The organism is Paenibacillus sp. FSL L8-0436, from assembly GCF_038593025.1.
In the GTDB taxonomy this organism is placed as follows: domain Bacteria; phylum Bacillota; class Bacilli; order Paenibacillales; family Paenibacillaceae; genus Paenibacillus_AQ.
On sequence record NZ_CP151955.1, the window covers coordinates 3,222,924 to 3,242,733 of the forward strand.

The 19,810-nt window shown below is 47.5% G+C and carries 19 protein-coding genes, 1 pseudogene and 1 riboswitch; of the genes and pseudogenes, 13 read left to right on the top strand and 7 right to left on the bottom strand.

Features of this window, described 5'->3' with window-relative positions; translation table 11 throughout:
- The first annotated feature begins 130 nt into the window (after positions 1 to 130).
- From NSS79_RS14760 to NSS79_RS14775, 4 genes are all read left to right on the top strand, one after another.
- The gene (locus NSS79_RS14760; protein WP_342439904.1) at positions 131 to 934 is read left to right on the top strand and encodes a MerR family transcriptional regulator; all 804 of its coding nucleotides are present in this window, start codon (positions 131 to 133) and stop codon (positions 932 to 934) included.
- Positions 909 to 1,553, top strand: a complete 645-nt coding sequence (locus NSS79_RS14765; RefSeq protein WP_342439905.1) for a GNAT family N-acetyltransferase — start codon at positions 909 to 911, stop codon at positions 1,551 to 1,553. Before NSS79_RS14760 ends, NSS79_RS14765 begins: the two co-directional genes overlap by 26 nt.
- A 7-nt stretch (positions 1,554 to 1,560) precedes the next feature.
- A complete protein-coding gene (locus NSS79_RS14770) occupies positions 1,561 to 2,577 on the top strand; it encodes an alpha/beta hydrolase (RefSeq protein WP_342439906.1) in 1,017 nt (338 codons plus the stop codon).
- Positions 2,578 to 2,698: 121 nt separating this feature from the next.
- Complete coding sequence (locus NSS79_RS14775; RefSeq protein ID WP_342439907.1) at positions 2,699 to 3,766, top strand: GNAT family N-acetyltransferase; 1,068 nt, start codon at positions 2,699 to 2,701, stop codon at positions 3,764 to 3,766.
- Between the two features lie 77 nt (positions 3,767 to 3,843).
- On the opposite strand, the gene NSS79_RS14780 is transcribed toward NSS79_RS14775, so the two are convergent.
- Positions 3,844 to 5,088: an MFS transporter gene (locus NSS79_RS14780; RefSeq protein ID WP_342439908.1), complete on the bottom strand. Its 1,245-nt coding sequence runs from the start codon at positions 5,086 to 5,088 to the stop codon at positions 3,844 to 3,846.
- A gap of 194 nt (positions 5,089 to 5,282) precedes the next feature.
- On the opposite strand from NSS79_RS14780, the gene NSS79_RS14785 reads away from it, so the two are divergent.
- On the top strand, positions 5,283 to 6,266 hold the full coding sequence (locus tag NSS79_RS14785; protein WP_038591021.1) for a diaminopimelate dehydrogenase: 984 nt from the start codon (positions 5,283 to 5,285) through the stop codon (positions 6,264 to 6,266).
- 144 nt (positions 6,267 to 6,410) lie between these two features.
- Here NSS79_RS14785 and gdhA read toward each other — a convergent pair whose 3' ends face one another.
- The 3 genes from gdhA to NSS79_RS14800 form a co-directional block, all read right to left on the bottom strand.
- Positions 6,411 to 7,784: an NADP-specific glutamate dehydrogenase gene (gdhA, locus tag NSS79_RS14790; protein WP_342439909.1), complete on the bottom strand. Its 1,374-nt coding sequence runs from the start codon at positions 7,782 to 7,784 to the stop codon at positions 6,411 to 6,413.
- 418 nt (positions 7,785 to 8,202) lie between these two features.
- Positions 8,203 to 9,255, bottom strand: a complete 1,053-nt coding sequence (locus tag NSS79_RS14795; RefSeq protein ID WP_342439910.1) for a suppressor of fused domain protein — start codon at positions 9,253 to 9,255, stop codon at positions 8,203 to 8,205.
- A gap of 19 nt (positions 9,256 to 9,274) precedes the next feature.
- Positions 9,275 to 10,195: a phosphotransferase gene (locus tag NSS79_RS14800; protein ID WP_342439911.1), complete on the bottom strand. Its 921-nt coding sequence runs from the start codon at positions 10,193 to 10,195 to the stop codon at positions 9,275 to 9,277.
- A 228-nt stretch (positions 10,196 to 10,423) separates the two neighbouring features.
- Between NSS79_RS14800 and NSS79_RS14805 the strand changes: the two genes are divergently transcribed.
- Together NSS79_RS14805 and NSS79_RS14810 are read left to right on the top strand one after the other, a co-directional pair.
- Positions 10,424 to 11,377, top strand: coding sequence for an NADP-dependent oxidoreductase (locus tag NSS79_RS14805; protein WP_342439912.1), 954 nt, complete (start codon positions 10,424 to 10,426; stop codon positions 11,375 to 11,377).
- A gap of 416 nt (positions 11,378 to 11,793) precedes the next feature.
- Positions 11,794 to 12,476, top strand: a pseudogene (locus tag NSS79_RS14810) (AraC family transcriptional regulator).
- 13 nt (positions 12,477 to 12,489) lie between these two features.
- On the opposite strand, the gene NSS79_RS14815 reads toward NSS79_RS14810, so the two are convergent.
- Positions 12,490 to 12,867 (bottom strand): PilZ domain-containing protein, encoded by a 378-nt coding sequence (locus NSS79_RS14815; RefSeq protein WP_342439913.1) that lies wholly within the window; start codon positions 12,865 to 12,867, stop codon positions 12,490 to 12,492.
- Between the two features lie 185 nt (positions 12,868 to 13,052).
- Positions 13,053 to 13,163: riboswitch (purine riboswitch) on the top strand.
- A 75-nt stretch (positions 13,164 to 13,238) separates the two neighbouring features.
- Here NSS79_RS14815 and NSS79_RS14820 point away from each other — a divergent pair.
- Together NSS79_RS14820 and NSS79_RS14825 are read left to right on the top strand one after the other, a co-directional pair.
- Positions 13,239 to 14,195 (top strand): DMT family transporter, encoded by a 957-nt coding sequence (locus NSS79_RS14820; RefSeq protein ID WP_052092047.1) that lies wholly within the window; start codon positions 13,239 to 13,241, stop codon positions 14,193 to 14,195.
- Positions 14,196 to 14,355: 160 nt separating this feature from the next.
- Positions 14,356 to 14,910, top strand: a complete 555-nt coding sequence (locus tag NSS79_RS14825) for a CueP family metal-binding protein (RefSeq protein WP_342439914.1) — start codon at positions 14,356 to 14,358, stop codon at positions 14,908 to 14,910.
- Between the two features lie 97 nt (positions 14,911 to 15,007).
- Here the strand turns inward: NSS79_RS14825 and NSS79_RS14830 are convergent, their stop codons facing one another.
- Positions 15,008 to 15,370, bottom strand: coding sequence for a helix-turn-helix domain-containing protein (locus NSS79_RS14830; RefSeq protein ID WP_038591044.1), 363 nt, complete (start codon positions 15,368 to 15,370; stop codon positions 15,008 to 15,010).
- Positions 15,371 to 15,493: 123 nt separating this feature from the next.
- On the opposite strand from NSS79_RS14830, the gene NSS79_RS14835 reads away from it, so the two are divergent.
- Together NSS79_RS14835 and NSS79_RS14840 are read left to right on the top strand one after the other, a co-directional pair.
- A complete protein-coding gene (locus tag NSS79_RS14835; RefSeq protein WP_342439915.1) occupies positions 15,494 to 16,120 on the top strand; it encodes a nitroreductase family protein in 627 nt (208 codons plus the stop codon).
- Positions 16,121 to 16,214: 94 nt separating this feature from the next.
- Positions 16,215 to 17,285 carry an ankyrin repeat domain-containing protein gene (locus NSS79_RS14840; RefSeq protein ID WP_342439916.1) on the top strand — a complete coding sequence of 357 codons (1,071 nt, stop codon included), beginning with the start codon at positions 16,215 to 16,217 and terminating at the stop codon, positions 17,283 to 17,285.
- A gap of 29 nt (positions 17,286 to 17,314) precedes the next feature.
- Here NSS79_RS14840 and NSS79_RS14845 read toward each other — a convergent pair whose 3' ends face one another.
- Positions 17,315 to 17,827, bottom strand: coding sequence for a MepB family protein (locus tag NSS79_RS14845; protein ID WP_342439917.1), 513 nt, complete (start codon positions 17,825 to 17,827; stop codon positions 17,315 to 17,317).
- Between the two features lie 685 nt (positions 17,828 to 18,512).
- Here NSS79_RS14845 and NSS79_RS14850 point away from each other — a divergent pair.
- Both NSS79_RS14850 and NSS79_RS14855 read left to right on the top strand, forming a co-directional pair.
- Positions 18,513 to 19,124 (top strand): TetR/AcrR family transcriptional regulator, encoded by a 612-nt coding sequence (locus tag NSS79_RS14850; protein WP_342439918.1) that lies wholly within the window; start codon positions 18,513 to 18,515, stop codon positions 19,122 to 19,124.
- A complete protein-coding gene (locus tag NSS79_RS14855; RefSeq protein WP_342439919.1) occupies positions 19,102 to 19,800 on the top strand; it encodes an ABC transporter ATP-binding protein in 699 nt (232 codons plus the stop codon). Before NSS79_RS14850 ends, NSS79_RS14855 begins: the two co-directional genes overlap by 23 nt.
- Positions 19,801 to 19,810 lie beyond the last annotated feature (10 nt).

A 19,810-nucleotide genomic window follows, 5' to 3' on the forward strand; every position in this document is an offset into this window, starting at 1 on the left:
GGGGGGCTGTTTGCTGTTGAATGTGCGTTATGCGCAGAGTTGGGTGATATCTTTGTATGTTTCGGTTGACCTTAGGTCAGACCTAAGGTTTATAGTGGAGATATCCAAAAGAGACAAAGGAGCCCCGTATATGAGAGATACCCTTACGATTAGCCAATTATCACAATTAATGAACGTTTCGGTTCATCAGCTGCGTTATTTTGAAGAAAAGGGCGTGCTATACCCGGCATTTACAGAAGACAATCAATACCGGATGTATGGGATCGATGAGATTTATCAGCTATCCCATGTTTTGCTGCTGCGCAAACTGAATATTCCGGTTAGTCAGATCGAGCAATGTCTCACTTCATACTCCGGCAGTCAGTACAAGCAGGTTTTTGAACAGTCGCTGACCAAAGTTCAGGAAGAAATCCACAGATTGGTTAAGCTGGAACAATTCATTCATAAGGTATTGAGTGAACAGGCGGAAATGGAGGGACGTGATCAGGAAGTTGTGATGGTTTCTTTGGGTCCCCGGTATTTGAGACACTGGCTGTCTCTTGATGAGCATCAAGTGCTTACTGCCGGAACATTGTATGAACACCGACCCGCTCCTCCGGATTTGTATGAACAGGATCTGCATTACTTAACAGGTGGCGGAGTGATCAGGATATGTTATGAGACCATGGAACCTGCCGATTACGTGCTTGAAGAAGGTGAATATCTGCTGAAGAACTTTTCTGTGTATCAAGAGGAAGAGATCGAACAAGAGGTTTTGCAGCTGGAACAATATATACAAGAACATGGGTATACTCGCCAAGGTCAAATTGTGGTGATTGAAAAGTCCTATTTGTCCATGTTCAGCAACGAGCAGCTGCATTATCAAATCCAAGCCAAAGTGGGCTTATCGGAAAGGGAGACTGAAAACTATGCATCCACCCCAGTTTCAGATTGAGCCTTTTCATGAGGATGATCATGAGCAGGTGTGCGAGCTGCTGGTTGACTCTTTCCGGAGTAAATTTCAAGCCCTTGTTCATTTGAGCGATCGAGAGATGACTGAATTATTAATGAAGCTTTGGACCTTTGACTGCGGAGATGCATCTGTTAAACAATTTGTTGCCCGAAAAGACGGGAAGATCGCCGGTGTGCTCTGTTTAAAATGGAAGCCTTCAGAACCCCGGAATAATCCGCAGAGTCAGGTGAATTTAGTCCAGTTGATCAGACAATATGGCCCCGCAAAGGTTCTGAAGCTGGTGACAGGACTGGGTGCGCTGAGCTATGCTCCGCATGAAACCGAATGCTACATTGAACATCTAGCTGTCAGTTCCAGGGAGCGGAATCAGGGGGCCGGACAACAGCTGCTGAATTATGCCAAGAATATGGCTGTACAATCCCGGTGCAAAGTGCTTTCACTGCATGTTTCATGCAGCAATTCTCAAGCGGTCCAGCTTTATCGCAAGCTGTCATTCGGCATCAGGAGGACCCGTTACAATGTGCTCAGGCATCTAATCTTCCGGGAACCAGCCTGGCATTTAATGACCTGGGAATCGAGTGTAATAACATGCAGGGAGTGAACATCACGTGAAGAAAGCGATGAAAATGACATTATGGATCATGGGCAGCCTGATCGCTGCCGCTGTTCTGTTTATACTCTATCAGAATGACTATGAAATGACTGAAAAGAGCGTGCGGATTGAAACGCCGCAAGGCATCTTAACGGGAACTTTGGTGCTGCCGGAGGAGTACTCCGGAAAGGTCGGGCTTGTTGTTTTTGTCCATGGAGACGGCCCGGTTAATGCCGATCATGAAGAAGGATACAGGCCTTTATGGGAGGTGTTGGCAACTAACGGATATGCTTCCTTGTCTCTGAACAAGCCTGGAATCGGGGGTGCTCCGGGCAATTGGCTGGATCAGAGTATGGAGGACCGGGCACAGGAGATTCAATATGCAATAGAATGGGCACAAACGTTATCAATGGTTGATGCCGATAACATCGGTTTATGGGGGGCCAGTCAAGCCGGATGGGTCATACCCAAGGTAGTGAGAGAAAACCGCCATATTGCTTTCAGCATTCTCGTCTCACCGGCTATAAACTGGATCACTCAAGGTCAATTCAATACTATGGAGGAAATGAAGCAGGCCGGCATAAGTACTCAGGAAATCATTCAAAAAGAAAAATACAATCAGCAAGTGTTGAACCTGCTTAAGGCAGGGGCTTCTTACAAGGAGTATTTGAGCATAGCCGATCCTGAACATCTCATCACGGAAGAGAGATGGACCTTTATCAGCAAAAATGTCCAGTCTGACGCTACCGCAGAATTAACCTATTTTAATTCACCGGTATTGCTTGTTCTGGGAGGCAAGGATATCAACGTGGATGTGGAAGAAACAGAGCAAGTCTACCGGAAAGAGATTTCAGCCGGACTGCTGACAGTAGTCAAAATCCCGGAAGCCGACCACTCCATGATGAATAAACCGCTTGCGGATTCACAGCTGCTGACCGTGATGACGGCTCTTTTTGCACCCGGGAAATTGACCAATTCCGAGTATTTAAACTCGATCTCCGGGTTTGTCACTCAGCAGAAAGCAGACAGATAGCCTACACCGGGGCTGGATTTATTAGTTATAACCAAACAATCCCTTGTAAAATATGGATGGGGGTCTGAAAATGAATATTATGTAATCATTGCAGTTGACAGCAGATCTGGAGGATTAAACTATGATTGTTTTGAACAAAGAAGAATATAATAAGGTAAGGCATCTTGTGGAAAGTCAGAACGAGTTGTCCGTATTTTCAGTGCTGAACGGAGAAATGCCGGGCGAGGTAAAAGTGAATTCAGCGGAACATCCGGATGCTGTACTTATTGCGACGAGTGAGACTATTTTGCTTGCCGGCAATGCAGGCGACACCGATTTTAATAAAGAAATTACTGAAGAGCTGGATTTTTGGGATAACGTAACCCCCGATTCGGGCGAGTGGCGAGACAAGATCCCAGCCATTCACCCCAATAGATTCATTAGAGAGTATACAAGGTATAAATACAGTCTCAGCAGCAGGGAGTTCATACAACCGGAGTTGTCGCTTCCTGAAGGTTATGTCATGGAGCCCGTTAACCTGAAAGATCTGAAGCAACAAAATTACGGCAATGCAGACCGGATCTTGGAGTGGGCCCAAGCCTGGGGAAGTGAAGAACGGTTTGAGGAAGGTGGCTGCGGCTGCTATATCCGTAAGGAGAATCAAATTGTCAGCTGGTCCTTAAGTGACTGCTCCGCAGGAAACGCCATCGCAGTGGGAATTCATACAGATGGTCCGTTTAGAAAGCTGGGATTGGCCAAGAAGGTTGTTTCCGGTGTCGTCCAGCTTTGTTTTGACAAAGGGTATAGCAGGGTTGAATGGTTGTGCGTCTCATCCAATGCCGGCTCCCGGGCCATCGCGGAGGGACTTGGATTTAAGAAGGAGAACGAATACGCCTCTTTTTCCTCCTACCCGCCAATTGAGAACCAGAGAGACTTAAGTGAAGAGGGCTGGTATGATTGGGGGACTTATCTGGAGAGGGCGTCCAAGGAGGAGCCTAAGCTGGCTATGGATTGCCTGTATTGTTATATCAAAGCTAATGAAGTTGAAAAGACAATGACCTTCATTCGGGAACTCACTGCGAGTGGAGTGGAAATTACTCCGCAGCGGTTGGCCGACGATATTTCCTGGTTTCAAAAAGAGGGATTATGTTCGGCGTTCAACAGTCCGCAGTGGGCCGAGTTTACCGCGGGAATGCTGCTGAAAAAGTAAATGTAACATACAATTGCATAGGAAAACCCAAAGAAGCCGGGCTGAACACGGCTTCTTTGGGTGGTTCTTTTACTTGATTAGGACGCCGAGCCTATAGCCTGCTTGCTGACTCGTTTGCGGTATAGATGCAGCAGAGCATAGGAGAGGACAAAGGCGGCGGTAACCAGCCACAGCGGAATCCGCGGGTCCAGCTTGTAAGCCCATCCGCCGATAATGCCCGCAGGCGAGGTGAAGAGAAGAATCAGCACGGACAGCATGGAAAAGACCTTGGCGCGTTTATCATCGTCGATGGCATTCTGGACAGCGGTTTCCAGATAAGGCGAACTGATCATTAGCCCCACAGCCGACAGGATGGTACTAAGGCCGATCCAGAGCAGGCTGGATGACGGGTAAAGCACAAGCATGACGCTTGATAAAGCAGACAACGCAAACCCCGCCATCATGGAGCGGTTCGCACCCTGCTCCGGAATTTTAGGCATAATCAGCCAGAGCGTCAGCAGCATAATGACGGAGGACACAGCCGGAAAGAGCGACAGAATGCCGTTGTCCAGCCGCAAATAGTCTGCCAGATAAAGAGACAGATATGTCGTCTTCAATGTGGCCTGGAAGTTGAACAGGATGTACACGGCGAAGATTAGCAACAGATTGCTGTCAGCCCACAGCTCGCGGAAAGCGCCGCTGTACTCGATCAGGCTCTGCTTTAGCCCAAGCTCGCGCGTCTCCTGTCTTTTTTGGAGCCCGGCTGCGGTTTCGCGGGTGGTCAGATGCCGGCCGACAAACTGGAACGTCATCAGGATAAACGCTAGAACGTACATAATCCTTACGCCTTGCACCATTCCGTACTGGGCGACGAGCAGACCGCCGAGCGGTGCGAACAGGCCGCCGATGACACTGATGATCTGCAGCAGTGTGAACACGTAGGTACGGTCGGCTGGCCGGGTATCTTCAACAATCAGGCAGTAGAAAGCAACATGCGGCACACGCTGAAAACCGTTGATGAAGGCAGCAGCCACAAAAAACCACAGGTTCTGCGAGAATGCCCACAACAGCGTCGCCAAGCTCCAGCTAAGCAGGTCAAAATATAAAATCGCCCGCTTGCGGCCCAGCCGGTCTGTTAAATAGCCGCTGATAAAAGAAGACAAAACTTGAACGATAAGTCCAATTGTTGTGATCCAGCCGATGTTCATCTCCGTAACGCCAAGCTCGTACATATACAAGGTTGCGTAGGTAGAGAACATGCTGAACGGGATCAGGAAAAAAGGCTCAAATGCGAGACAGCCCCGGCTGTTCCCCTGCAGACGGGCGAATAACGGTCGTGCCATGATGGTTCCTCCGGATGTTATAATTATTGGATTCAAGCTTTAATCGTATATGAATTTGCGGAAAAATAAAAGAAGGAAGTATAGGTATTATCCGATCCTATTTCTTGAAAAATGTTTACATTTCATGTGATGTATATATACTTGTAATTAAAGTTATTAAATTACCCGGAATTATCCGGCAGGGGAGGATCATCATGAGCAGCAACATTAGAGTAGGTATTGTAGGATACGGCAATCTGGGAAGAGGGGTACAGCAGGCGATTCAACAAAATCCGGATATGGAGCTGGTCGCCATCTTTACACGCCGGGATCCCGGCCCGTTGGCGGAGGAAACTGGTGTCCTGACAGAACGCCTTTCCGATGTTGAACAGTACATAGGCCGAATCGATGTAATGATTTTATGCGGAGGATCGGCGACGGATCTGCCGGATCAGACGCCGCAGCTGGTGAAGCTGTTTAATACGGTGGATAGTTTTGATACCCATGCAAAGATTCCGGATTTCTATGAAAAGGTAAACGCCGCTGCACAAGAGGGCGGAAAAGTCGGTGTGATTTCCACTGGTTGGGACCCTGGACTCTTCTCCATGAACCGCCTGTTAATGCAGGCCGTGCTGCCGGAAGGACAGGATTATACCTTCTGGGGTACCGGAGTCAGCCAGGGGCATTCCGATGCGATCCGCCGTGTGCCGGGCGTCAAGGCAGGAGTCCAGTACACTGTACCGGTGCAGGCAGTAATTGAACGTATTCGCTCCGGTGAGACGCCGCAGCTGTCCACCCGCGAGAAGCACCGCCGCGACTGCTTCGTCGTAGCGCAAGAGGGGGCAGATCAGGAAGCCGTACGGCGTACCATTACAGACATGCCTGATTATTTTGCCGACTATGATACGACGGTGACGTTTATTACAGAAGAAGAGCTTGCCGCAGAACATTCCGGCATGCCGCATGGCGGATTTGTTATCCGCAGCGCAGTCACGGGCAACGGCAGCAAACAAATTGCTGAATTCGGTCTGAAGCTCGACAGCAATCCCGAGTTTACGGCCAGCGTACTTATTGCTTATGCCAGAGCCGCCTACCGGTTGAGCAATGAAGGGGCTGTTGGGGCGAAGACGGTATTCGATATTCCGCTGGGATATCTTTCCCCGAAAGCTGCGGAAGTCCTGCGCCGCGAATTGCTGTAACAGCAGCACAGACAGATCAGGCGCGATGCACTCATAGGCAAGCTGAAAGTATCATCACAAAAAGACGTGCCGGGTTGCGGCACGTCTTTTTGTTAGCTGTTTTTAAGAATGTTCTTTAAGCAGTAGTCAGGCAGCCTGTCAGTCTTAGACGACCCCTTGGGCCAGCATAGTGTCGGCTACCTTCAGGAAGCCGGCGATGTTGGCACCGGCCACTAAGTTGCCGGGCACTTCGTATTCATCTGCTGCCCGGACAGCGCTGCGGTAAATGTTCTTCATAATCTGCCGCAGCCGTTCATCCACCTCTTCAAAGGCCCAGGACAGCCGCATTCCGTTCTGGCTCATTTCCAGACCTGATACGGCTACACCGCCGGCATTGGCTGCCTTGGCCGGTGCGAACAGGATTCCATGCTCCAGAAAGTAATCAATGGCCGGCAGTGTAGACGGCATGTTGGCGCCTTCTCCGACAGCCTTCACCCCACCTGCTACAAGCGTCCGCGCTGCCTCTTCATCCAGCTCGTTCTGGGTGGCGCAAGGCAAGGCAATCTGGCAAGGGATGGTCCAGATGGCTGTGCTGCCTTCCGTATATACCGTATGGGGATGCTCTTTAACATATTCGCTGATCCGCAGCCGGTCTTGCTCTTTCAAGCGCTTGACGGTATCGACATTGATGCCTTTCGGATCATAGATGTACCCGGCGGAATCGCTGCAGGCGACAACGAGTGCACCGAGCTGCTGTGCTTTTTCCATGGCATAAATCGAAACGTTGCCTGAACCGGAAACGACGACGGATTGCCCATGGAAGTCCAGTCCTTGCGCGGCCAGCATTTCCTGCACGAAATAAACGAGACCGTAGCCTGTAGCTTCTTTTCTCGCCAGGCTTCCGCCGTATAACAAACCTTTGCCGGTAAGCACACCTGCTTCATGGCCCCCGTGAATCCGTTTATATTGCCCGAACATATAGCCAATCTCACGCGCGCCGACACCAATATCACCTGCGGGGATATCCGTATCCGGACCGATATGGCGGTACAGCTCAGTCATGAAGCTCTGGGCGAAGGCCATGATTTCCCGGTCCGACTTGCCCTTGGGATCGAAATTGGCACCGCCTTTGCCTCCTCCGATCGGCAGGCCGGTCAGAGCATTTTTGAATATCTGCTCGAAGCCCAGAAATTTGACAATGCCCGAATAGACGGATGGATGAAAACGAATGCCGCCTTTATAAGGTCCGATAGCACTGTTGAACTGGATCCGGTAGCCGCGGTTGACGCGGATCTGACCGGAGTCATCACTCCAGGGAACACGGAAGGAAATGCTGCGTTCCGGCTCAACCAGCCGTTCCAGAATGGCATGCTCCATGTAATGGGGGTGGCGGGCCAGCACGGGTACTAGGCTATCCAGAATTTCTTTGACAGCCTGATGGAACTCGCGTTCCTGTGGATCGCGGCGTTTGACCTCTTCATAGATACGCCGTACATAACTTTCGGCCGAAGCTGAGGCTTCCGGTGTAAGGGTAGACACTTGATGAACACTCCTTGTCTGTATAGTGGATATGGTTAATCCATCGTTTACTAAGAATTTAAAAGAATTTTACTAAAACCTGACATCCTTTTGCCAATCAATTCTTTTTTGATGGCCTATCAATAATTTCTATGAAACTAACAAAAGGTGTTATATTTATGCAATGGATAGCTTTTATTCTGCGCCCGCCGCAGAATAAATATACGTGTGATCCGGCAGGGAGAAGACGATTACAGCGGGGGGAATGCGGGTAAACGTGTAGTGATTATGCACTGCGATCCACCTATGAAGTAGAGCCAAAGGGCCGAGTGTAATTCTATTGAAGGGTGTTTGAGAGATAAAGAAGCTTACTCCTGAAATTGAAGCCTTTCTCAAAAAAAGCATTAAAGCCTCTTAGCGCTTCAAATCTTTAAAGGGCTTATCCGATACTTTCGACGATATTTCCTTCACTGTCTTTGATATGGGTAGGTACGATACTCACAATGAGTTCCGGCCAAGCTGGAACCGCGAAAGTTCCGGCTACCGGGGTAAGCAGCTGGGCAATTGCTGTCGCCGCAGCAGGATCAAGCTTAATTGTGACTGAATCCTCTTGTTCATGTACTTCTCTGGCCTCACCCGGCTCGAAGACGATCCGGGTCTCCGGGCCGGATAAGGTCAAGTTACGCTTTTTCAAGATTCTTCCCCGCAGCAATTTACCAACAACCTCAGCCTGCTTTGCGCCGAGGGTCAATGTCTTGGAGATGCCCCCGGCAGGTGAAGGATTCCAGGACAACTGATCAACATAGAGAATTCCGGTATTTGAACCCTCCGTCTCATTACCAATCCGAACGGCTTCAGAAACCGCAGGGAGGCTCAGCAGCGAATCTCTCAGCAGATTAGTTGTATAGAGCGGTATATGCTCAGAGATTGCCGAAAGAACGCCAAGCGTATTCCAGACCTGCATAGCCAGCAGCTCTTCTTGCGTAATGCCGATCATTTGCAGAAACTCCACCCGCCCGTTCGGGGTCTCGATCTCCGGTAGCTGAGGATCGGCAATGAAGGAGAGGGCAGTCAGAAGCGTATCTGCTCCCTGACAAATAGGTCCATTCGCGTCCATGTAATCACCGGACCGGAAGATATTGCCGCTGCCAAACACATATCTCCCCATATTCTGAAGGAGATTCAATGCCCAGGCCGGGGGCTCATCTTCGTTGTCTGGTTTGGACAGCCTGAAGGTCAATTCAAACCCATAACCGCTGTATTCAGGATCACTGCTCACTTTATCGTAAAGCTCTGAGAACCCGTAGGTAACAAAATGCCAATGGGCTACAGGCTCTTTCACTTCATACACACTGATGCCATTCAGGGGATCAGGGCCTCCCAGCATATACGGAATTATAGTTCCATAGTGTTTGGGCTCTTGGTCTCCATAGATGTTCTGTAAAGCCGCGTCTATAGCGTCCCAACCCGAGGCGTTTTCTACTTCACTCATTTTCTGCAAACCTCCTTGTTTAATGTGGAAACAACTGTTTTTGCAACAACAGCCTTAATTCGTCTATGCTTGCTACACTATCTCTTGGGATGTCAATTCTTTCGAAATAATCCTTCAGGATGAAACCACAGAAAAGATGAATAGAAAGGCCTTTAATTAGTGCATCCGGGAACAATTCCCGGTCTTCTTCACCGATATATTCCGCCACCAGCTCTTGATCGCATAAGAACAATTCAAATATGATTGCAGGCAGCTCGTAATAGGCCGGAGCCATGATGCAGTCTGCAAAGTCGATTAGCGTAACGGAGCGATCAGTACCAATGATCAGATTATCCCTCGTGATATCACCGTGTACCAAAACCACTTCATCATAATCCAGGTTCTCAGCGTATCTTGCCAGCTCTTTGATGAGATTCGGATTCAACCCATCCATGCGGTTCATTCGGTTGTCTTGATTTCTGAGGTCAATACGGGGCAGCAAGTTTTGCGCCGGCTGATGGAGTTTTACAGAGATCTGTTTGATGTGATCTGCAAATTCTTTCTTCTCGGATGAAGAAGCTAATAAAAGTTCCTGAATGGAAAATGCGGCAGGTACATAATCCATAATAAGATAACGAAACAAATACTTGTCCATAAATTCACCGTGCCCGATGATCTTGGGGATGGAAATATTATGATTCATAGCAAATTCCATTACTGCCAGTTCAGTGGCGTAGTCTTGTTGCGTATCCATACTAGTTTGTATGGGGGCGTAGATTTTAATGATTAGCTCATTAGCTTTGAAGACTGCGTTGGTGCCTGGAGGAAGATTCTCTAAGGATTCTGCCAAAGGTAAACCTTCTTTATGGAAGATCGCATTGGCTAAAGGGAAAAAGGCTTCCTTCGATTGGAAAACGCTGCTCCAGGAATCCCACCCGTTCAAAGTATGTTCAAATAACAATAAATTCTCCTCCGAACCTTCAGATTATAGTTGCATAGAAGACTATACTCATTAGGATACACATTTTGCATCTATTTTCCAAAGGATTATTTCACTGTTAGCGGATTATTGCCTAATTCTCCAAAACTACACTTTGATACATTATACGGATAAACAACAAATTGTGGCAGAATCAGGTCTGGAGGGTAATCAATAAGGAACCTGGATTTGGTTCAGGAAGATATTCTCTTGAAGAGAGGCGTGATCCGAAGCATGAAGGCAGTAGTGATTGAACAATTTGGCGGACCTGAAGTATTGGTGGGCAAAGAAATTCCCAAGCCGGTGATTGAACCCAATCAGGTATTGATTCGGCTGAGGGCAACATCTGTAAATCCGGTGGATTTTAAAATTCGGCAAGGTGCTATGGGCTCTGCCACTGGTGATTTTCCATTAGTATTAGGCGGAGATGCCGCCGGTGTGGTCGTTGAGGTAGGCGAGAATGTAAGCCGGTTTAAGGCGGATGAACGTGTCTTTGCACGTCCGCGTGATTTCGGCACTTATGCCGAGTATATCGCGGTAGATGCGGATGTGGTGAGCAAGATGCCTAAAGCATTCAACTTTGAAGAAGCTGCAGCCGTGCCGCTGGCAGCGATGACAGCGTGGCAGGCGCTCGTTGACCACGGAAAGATTAAAGAAGGCGATAAGGTTCTAATTCACGCCGGTTCGGGCGGGGTCGGCACGTTTGCCATCCAGTTGGCTAAACATTTTGGAGCAGAAGTGGCCTCAACAGCCAGTTCCAGGAACAAGGAGCTGCTGGAATCGCTCGGTGCCGATCGTTTTATTGATTATAAAGAAGAAGATTTTTCAAAGGTCCTCTCAGACTATGACCTCGTGCTGGACACGATGGGCGGGGATCTCCAGCGTAAAAGCTTTGAGATTTTAAAACCCGGCGGCAGGCTGGTCTCTCTTGTTGAGAAACCCGATGAGGAGCTGCAGAAGAAATACCAAGTCACCGGCGTTCAATTCATGATGGAGCCCAGCGGCAGTCAGCTGGAGAAGCTTGCGGAGCTTGCCGATCAAGGCAAACTGCGGGCGGTAATTGACAGTACCTTCTGGCTGAACGAAGAAGGAATCAGGCAGGCGCATGAAAAAAGTGAAACCCATCATGCAGCTGGTAAAATTGTCCTCCGTGCCGAGCAATAGGGGGAAGGCTGCGGTATTGCCTAGCGGTGCGTTCAGCTATGGCAACTGCGGGCTGTGAACCTCCGCAAGTACGTCGAACAAACCGGAGGGAGTCTAAATAACGAAGCAAGAGCCCGCGTCTCTGGCCGGCTCTTGCTTCGTTGTGTGTAAAGTCAGAGCAGCAATAGGCTGCTAATCTGCCGCAGATATACTAAGAGGGCCTTACAACAAGTTAATTTATAGCGGTATCGGCCAGTTGTTCGATGGCAAAAAGGATTGTCCGTGCAACAGCCTCGGCCGGGAGTGCCTGCTTCCGGTATTCCTTCATCAGTTCTTTCGCATACTCCTCCGAAATGCTGTGGGCCAGCTCGGATTCAGTAACTCCCGGCGAAATTCGCCTAATTCTCCAAGCTGGATTACAGTAAAGAGAGAGAAAGATGAACCAGACACAACCGGAAGAAGAACTGTCCCTAGAAGGGCAGGGGGAGCTGGCTTCCTTGATTGAACGGCATTCAAGAACCGATGGAAAGCACTGGAGTGCAATACCTTCGCTGCATTTATTCCGCGCTTCCTGCGAGCAGGAGCCGCAGTTCGCGATCTATGAGCCGGCTCTTTGTATGATTGCCCTGGGAAGCAAATTAGTAATGCTGGCCAAGGAGAGCTACCGTTATGACCCGAGGTCGTATTTGCTGGCATCCGTACATCTCCCTATCAAAGGTCAAATTTTGGAGGCGACGGCATTTCGGCCGTATCTTGGCATTCGGCTGATCCGGGAGATTTTGTATCGGGTCATGCAAGGGGAACAGGGAGCGTCTATCAAGTCTTTTGTTGTCAGCGGCTTCAAATACATGATTTGGCTAAAATGGTCAACATGAGTGTATCTTCGCTCCACTATTATTTTAAAGAAGTTACTGCGATGAGTCCCCTGCAGTATCTGAAGCAGGTCCGGCTGCAGGAAGCCCGGCGACTCCTGTTGTCAGAGACCACAGAAGCCGCAGAGGCGGCATTTCAGGTGGGATACGAAAGCCCGTCGCAATTCAGCCGGGAATATGCCCGCCTCTTCGGGCAGCCGCCCATCAGGGATGTCAATCAGTTGCGGCATAGGTTGTCAAGGAGCTGACGCCGCATTCCCTCTATTTGACAATGATTTTGCTTTGCCCGGCCAGCAGCCGGAGTTCACGCGGAAGCCGGTCGCGTTCATGTACGGGGATGTCCAGCTGAACGCCGTAATAATGATTATCTGCTTCCTCACGGCCCCAGCGCAACGTGCCCTCCAACTGCAATGGTTCTTCATGCAGCACGAGATTTAAGCTGACCCGGATTTGATTGCTGTCTACTCTAAGCGCAAGCGGCATCTTAAGACCACAACCTGAACGGCTGATGTCATACATGAGCGCCTGTACGGGTTTGGCGGGAGCGGGTATTCCATTTATGCTTACAATAAACAAGTTGAAGGAGACCGGCTCTTTAAAGGTGTATCGGAAAGGTTCTTTTCTGTGATTGATCTTCATCGGTACCTCCATAATTTTCCTGGCAATATCAGCATATATCTATCATCGTCAGGAAACGTCCTGTGATGAAGAGTAACACTTCAGTTCCATTGCTAGATAGGGGTTCCTAAGACAAAATCACAAATTTAAAGAAATTAGTGTTGACGTCTGCTCACTTGCCGTGTAACATATGAACAGTCGAAACACAGAAAACTACATACTGTTCTCGTATAACCTCGCAGCCATTTGCTACATACAGGGCGAGGGTTTCTACAGGAAGCCTATTCTTCCTAACTACGATGACAAGGATCAAATGTTATGATCCTTGTCCCCGGAGTTAGGATTTTTTGTGTGCAGCGGCCGATTCAGAAGATTCAGGAGGATTAATAAATATGAAAGATTTGAAATACCTCATATCCGTCTTAGTGGGGGCCATGAGCTATGGTATCCTATCAACAATTGTTGTGCTGGCTTACGGAAAAGGATATCAGCTCGGGGAAGTGGTCGGTACACAGTTATTGACTGGCTGCATACTCGCTTGGCTGCTGGCTATCTATACAAAAGTCAAAGAAAACCGCAAACAAAAGAGCCGCGGCATTCCAGCCGCAGCAACGCAGCGTGTGTCAACAGCACTGACCTGGAAGCATAGACTGCTGCTCATGCTCGCCGGAGCTCCGACAGTGTTGACTGGTCTGCTGTATTATCAGTCGCTCCGTTATATTCCGGCATCGCTGGCGATCATCCTGTTGTTCCAGTTCACATGGATCAGCGTATTGATTCAAGCTGTAAGCAAACGCCAGCGTCCCGATAAAATTACACTGCTGACTTTGCTGCTGCTGTTCGGAGGAACATTGCTGGCTGCGGGGATTTTGGATCAAGGTGCCGCCCATTTCAATATCTTGGGGCTCACTTTAGGCCTGCTGTCTGCGGTAAGCTATTCGATGTTCATTATATTCAGCGGCAAAGCCGTTCCTGCCGCACACCCGGCCTACCGGAGTGCCTGGATGATTACCGGCGGATTTGTATTATTATGCATTTTATTTCCGCCAACCTTCATCTTTAACGGTTTGCTGTGGGGACAATTGCTGCTGTATGGTTTCCTGCTGGGTTTGTTCGGCGCTTTTATACCGCCTGTGCTGTTTGCTATCGGTGTTCCCCATATTGGAGGCGGAATGGCAGGGATTCTTGGTGCCGCCGAGCTGCCGGTTGCAGTTCTGCTGTCCTCATTTGTACTGCACGAGCATGTAAGCTGGCTGCAGTGGACTGGCGTTATTATAGTGCTGATCGGAGTTGTGCTTCCTGAACTGTATAAGCTGCGCTGGAAAAACACACGCGTAATAACGTCATAATCTTTTTGTTCCTTTGTCAAAGGCCGGTATCCACTCAGGATGAGTTGGACAACCGGCCTTCTTTGATATTGTTACTCTTTTGCGAATATCATCTGTGCCACGCGCACAATTGTACGATCTCGGTTACAATAAAATAAACGGACAAGGAGATGAATTGAAGATGAACAAAAAAACGCTGGCGGCTGCTGGAGTAGTTGCTATCGCGCTGGGGGCATACCTATTTGCGGGAAACACCGAAAAACAAAAACCTGAACATGACATAGCACCAAATATTAAACAAATGGTACATGATTTCAGTACAGGCAACACAACGGCCCAGTCGGCTTCCATCACTTCCGGGCAGCTTATCGTGACTGGTGACGATTCAAAAGAAATTACCTACAATCTGCCTGAGGATGAGTTTTTTCTGTCCATTGCGCCTTACATAGATAAAACACACCCTTGCGCAATCCATAGCCTGACTGGCTGTCAGGGCGAAATGACGGATGAAGAGTTCAGTGTAGCGATTGAGGATTCAGAGGGGAACTCCGTAAGGGACAAAACCACAATGAAATCACAAGACAATGGATTTATTGATCTGTGGCTGCCGCGGGACAAAACATACCATATAACGGTAGAGCATGACGGGAAAACCGCAGAATCCGCCATCTCCACTTTTGAGAATGACAACACCTGTATTGCAACCATGCAATTAAAAGACAAACAGAGCTTGTAAGCCCCCTTGAGAAGGAAGCTGTTTAGCTCTAGTAATGATCGGGGGGACTATCCGGCACAACTGGAAGGCCCCCACCGATACACCACCTTATGTCCTGCTATTGAGGATTATTTTGGTGCGTGCAGTAAAACTGTCCGTCTCGCTCTATTTCCTTCAACACTGCATATTCATGGCCCCAGTCACACATTGTATTTAACACGGGCACAAAAGATTGGCCCAACTCCGTTAGACTATATTCTACTTTTGGTGGAACCTCCTGAAAGATCTCTCTTTTTACAAGCCCGTCTTTTTCCAGCTGACGCAATTGATCGGTTAATACTTTTTGTGTGATCCCCGGAATATACTCATAAAACTCCTTGGTTCTAACCGGATTTCGGCTCAAAAAGAAAAGAATTAAACACTTCCACTTACCGCCTACAATATTCATAAATATATTTATCCCTGAATTATATTGGACCAAATCCCGTTCCTCCCTAATAGGCACTTAAAAGTGGGTAAACCACAATTTTGTGCGTTATTTTCCTGTGTAATCTTTACTACTATAATTTGAAAAGCAAGATAAATAAAGGTGGGAGTGAACAACATGAGTGTGAAAAATATTTTAGAACAACGGAATTCAGTCCGGCATTATGATCCGGATTATAAAATCAGCCCGGAACTGCTGGCTTCATTCATTGAAAGTGCAAGCAAATCACCTAATGGAAATAATGTACAGGCTGTGCGGTACCTGATCATTGATGATCCTCATATCCAAAAGTCACTATTGCCTATCGCATACAATCAACAACAAGTGGCAGACGCTTCCGCTGTATTGGTGATGCTTGGTGATTATAAAGCGTTCCAGGACGATAACATTATTCAGATTCACGAGGAAGGGTTTCAAGCTGGTTATTTCGATGAATCATTAAGAGACTACCTGGCAAATGCGGCCATCGGATATTATGCCAGTAAATCAGAAGAGGACCTCCGGATGGAATTAACCAGAGATGTAAGTCTTGCGGCTATGTCATTTGTGTTGCTGGCGAATGAAGCCGGACTGGACACGATTACAATGTCAGGTTATGATTCCAGGCAGCTAAAGACAACTTTGAATATTTCCGAAAGATATCTGGATGTAATGCTTATTGCTATCGGTAAAGGGATTAAAGCAGGGCATAGGACGGTGAGACATGAGGTAAATAAAGTGATTTATAGAAATAAACTGACTTAACTCAGACCGAATGAATATTTTGCAGATACTCTATAATCTATTATGATTATGGTGAGAGATCCCGCTAAAAGCGATGGAAAGGAAGTCAAACGTCATGTATAACTTAAACAGCATCGGAACTTTTCAGAACTTGCCGGAAATCGCCCTACATATCTATGAAGGAAATCTCAAGGCGCTGCAAACCGCATTGTCAGACGGCCTGGACATCAACACTGAGCTAGAACTAAGCAAATTCACTAAGGTTACTCCTCTGGAATTGGCGCTTATCAAAGACCGTTTGGACGTCGTCCAGCTGCTGGTGGAGCAGGGCGCGGAGCTGAATGCGCCGGTTAATCCTGCATTTCTAACAGCCGTTCGTTATGGAAGCGAGCAAACCATACGTTATTTGCATCAGCAAGGCGCGCGTATGGATCTGTTGAACCGGGTGAAGTCTGGCGCCTATCAGGAAGCTTATTACGGGGGCGCCAAGAATATCCCGCTTATTGTAGAGCTGGGGCTGGATATCCGCAAATATGGCGGCAAAACCTTACGTACTGCAGTCTCCGACCATAACATAAAGCTGGTTCATTATCTGCTGGATCAGGGCGTGGATGTCAATTACAACGAGGCTGACATGGTCTATCCATACCGGGCGACCCCGCTTACCGTTGCGGCAAGGCAAAATGATCTGACCATGGTCAAAACCCTCATTGAACGCGGTGCGGATGTAACCCTCGCCGAAAAAGACGGAGAACGTGCATACACCATTGCTGTCGCTAGTAAAAATACAGAAATGGCAGATTTGCTGAAGTCACTGGAGCCTGCGGATTTTCATGATTTGCACAATAAGCTGCATACCCTTAGAAGCTATAAGCTTCCCGCAGCATTGACCTCTTTCTTAAGCGGAGAGAATCTGCGTGTGAAGCTTCCGGCGAACGAATATGGGGTCGATTACATCGACTTCTTCACCCTGACGGACACGATTGAAATGAAGTCCGGCCGGCAAAAGCTGTTGCGCCTGTCGGCAGAAGTAGGCAATTACACGGATATCCTTATCGTGTGGCACCCGGGCTCACAAAAGATCGGCTACTACGATGTAGAGCACCAGGAATATGCTCCTTTGGCTAAATTCGCAGAGTTTATGGCCGATCCGGGCTTGTATATGACCAGAATTCTGGAAGGCTAGATTGCAGCCCCTACAAGCGGCACATGGGATCAGCTGGAGTATAATTCTATTAATTTTTTGTTTTGTAATAAATCGCCCTTCTGAGCAACCCTAAAATAGGGTAACTGCCAGCTTTGTGTAGCTATAGCTTGTTTGCTGGTGGGGGTATCCCAACTAGGGTAGACTCTAAGGGCCATTTTTCCATTTGCCTCAGTTGTTGTAAGGATATTATGTTTCACAAGAACCTCTTTTGGAAAAACGAATTGTCCAAAGCGATTATTAGGTGCATCAAAAGTATTAATAACCAATAAGTCTGTGGCCTTTTCATAGGAAAAGGCTTGGTTTTTATGATGACAATCCTTTTCCCATATTGCGACAAATTGTCCTGTTTTGGTTGGTGTTATTTTGGCAACTCTGAATCTGACCGATTTAGAATTCAGCTGGAATACACCAGCCCCATAATCTGAATTTTGGGGTTCTTCCCGGACGGATGCTATCGTTAATTGATTAGGTTCATACAAAAGTTCTTTTACATAGGATAATGCCTCATAAAATCTATTCATTTTACAACTCCTCATTTTAATGCTTCACAGAATTCCCCACAAAGACTAATCCCAGTCCATAAAAAATGTGGATTCCAACTTTCCATGTTCACACTCCGGGCAACTCAAATGAACAGGCACCAAATGTTCCAAGGGTGTAAGCCTCATGGTATCCTTGCATCTTTTACAAGTATAGTTCGTTACAAACTGAGATGTGCCCGAGCGCATGTTCATAAATAATTCATTTCGGACGGCATTACAGGATGGACAGACATATAAAGCTTTATAAGCGTCGAAGGTTGTGGAAGGATCTTTTTGAAAATGTTCAATCTGTTGTTTGAGCGCAAGGTCTTTTACAAATGAGGCAATGGACTCCAAGCTAAAATAATAGAAACCAATTCCAATATAAATATCTACATTGTATGTACAGTGATCACAGGTCAGTTTGTAGCCTTGTCCCATTTTTTTCACCTCTAGTAATTTAATGCGGATGTTCAAATGCCTAGTATAAGTGATTTTAGCACAGTTTTTGACCACGAGGATAGACGGATTGGTTATACTGTAATGTTCAACATAAAGTAGCGTTCATCCAGTCGTGGACAGACAAATGTACATTGACAAAAACGACAGTAGTGTCATAAAATTAAAAACGACAATGGTGTCACATTTATGAGTGGAAGTTCTTTTAGCGATTGGAGGAATGAGGATGGCCAAAAAATCAGTGGAAAAGAGACAATTGATTCTGAGTAAAACACTAGAGTTATTCATTCGCAAAGGATTTCATGCTGTGACGATGAGCGATATTGTAGAGGAGTGCCAGATTAGCCGCGGTGGTTTGTACCGTTATTACAGCTCTACAGATGATATCTTCCGCGAACTGTTGCGTGCAAATGCCATACATACAGAGGAAATCTTTGAATCTATGATGGGGGCAGGCAAGCCCTATCGTGAAATTATGGAGCTATTTTTGTCCGGGCAAAAAGCGGAGCTGCGCCAGATTAATAACAGCATGATGACTGCAGCCTATGAATTTTTCCTCTCACACAAAAGCAATTCAGACAGGGAGTTCTTACAGCAGCAGTACATACAATCAGCGGCTTTTCTCAGCAGGCTGATCCAGTACGGCAATGAACGGAAAGAGACGGAGGTACCCTCCCCGGATATAGTTGCCAATCAGTTGCTGATATTTTTAGAGGGCCTGAGGGTGCTGGGTTTATCCGTTGATCTTACAGATGAATTTCTGGAGGAGCAGTTCAAGTGGTTTCAAAATAATCTGTTCGGAGGCCATCCCCCTTATGAAAACAATCCTTACAGTTAACGAGGTAACGAAGCAATACAGGAACAATGAACTCATTCTCAAAGAGGTTTCACTGGAAATAGAGGAAGGAAGCTTCACGGTTATCATTGGGCCAAGCGGGTCAGGCAAATCCACCTTGCTCAACATCATGTCCGGATTACAAAAGCCGAGCAGCGGAACTGTATTCTTCGGAGACAAAGACATTACACAATTCAGCGAACATGAGCTTGCTGATTTTCGCAGACAAGATATCGGTCAGATTTTCCAGCAATATTTGCTGCTCTCCCATCTCACGGCAGAAGAGAACATCAGGATTGGTGCGCCTGCATCGGGTGGAGCGTATTCTGTGCAAGAATTGGCGGAGATGCTGGATATCTCTGGTGTTTTGGACCAATATCCAGGCGAACTGTCGGGAGGACAGCAACAGCGGGTAGCCATTGCCAGAGCTTTGATCAAGAAGCCGTGTATGCTGTTTTGTGATGAAGCTACCGGGGCTCTGGATGAAACAAACAGCAGGAAGGTTATTTCTTTGCTGCATCAGATTTGTGTTAAATATGGTGTAACTGTACTTTTCATCACCCACAATTACGAAATCGCGAGAACCGCAGATCGTGTGATTACGATTAAGGACGGATCGATGATTAAAGATATACATCAGAAGAATCCTATTCCTGTGGAACAAATAAGCTGGGTATAGCGCGTGCAGA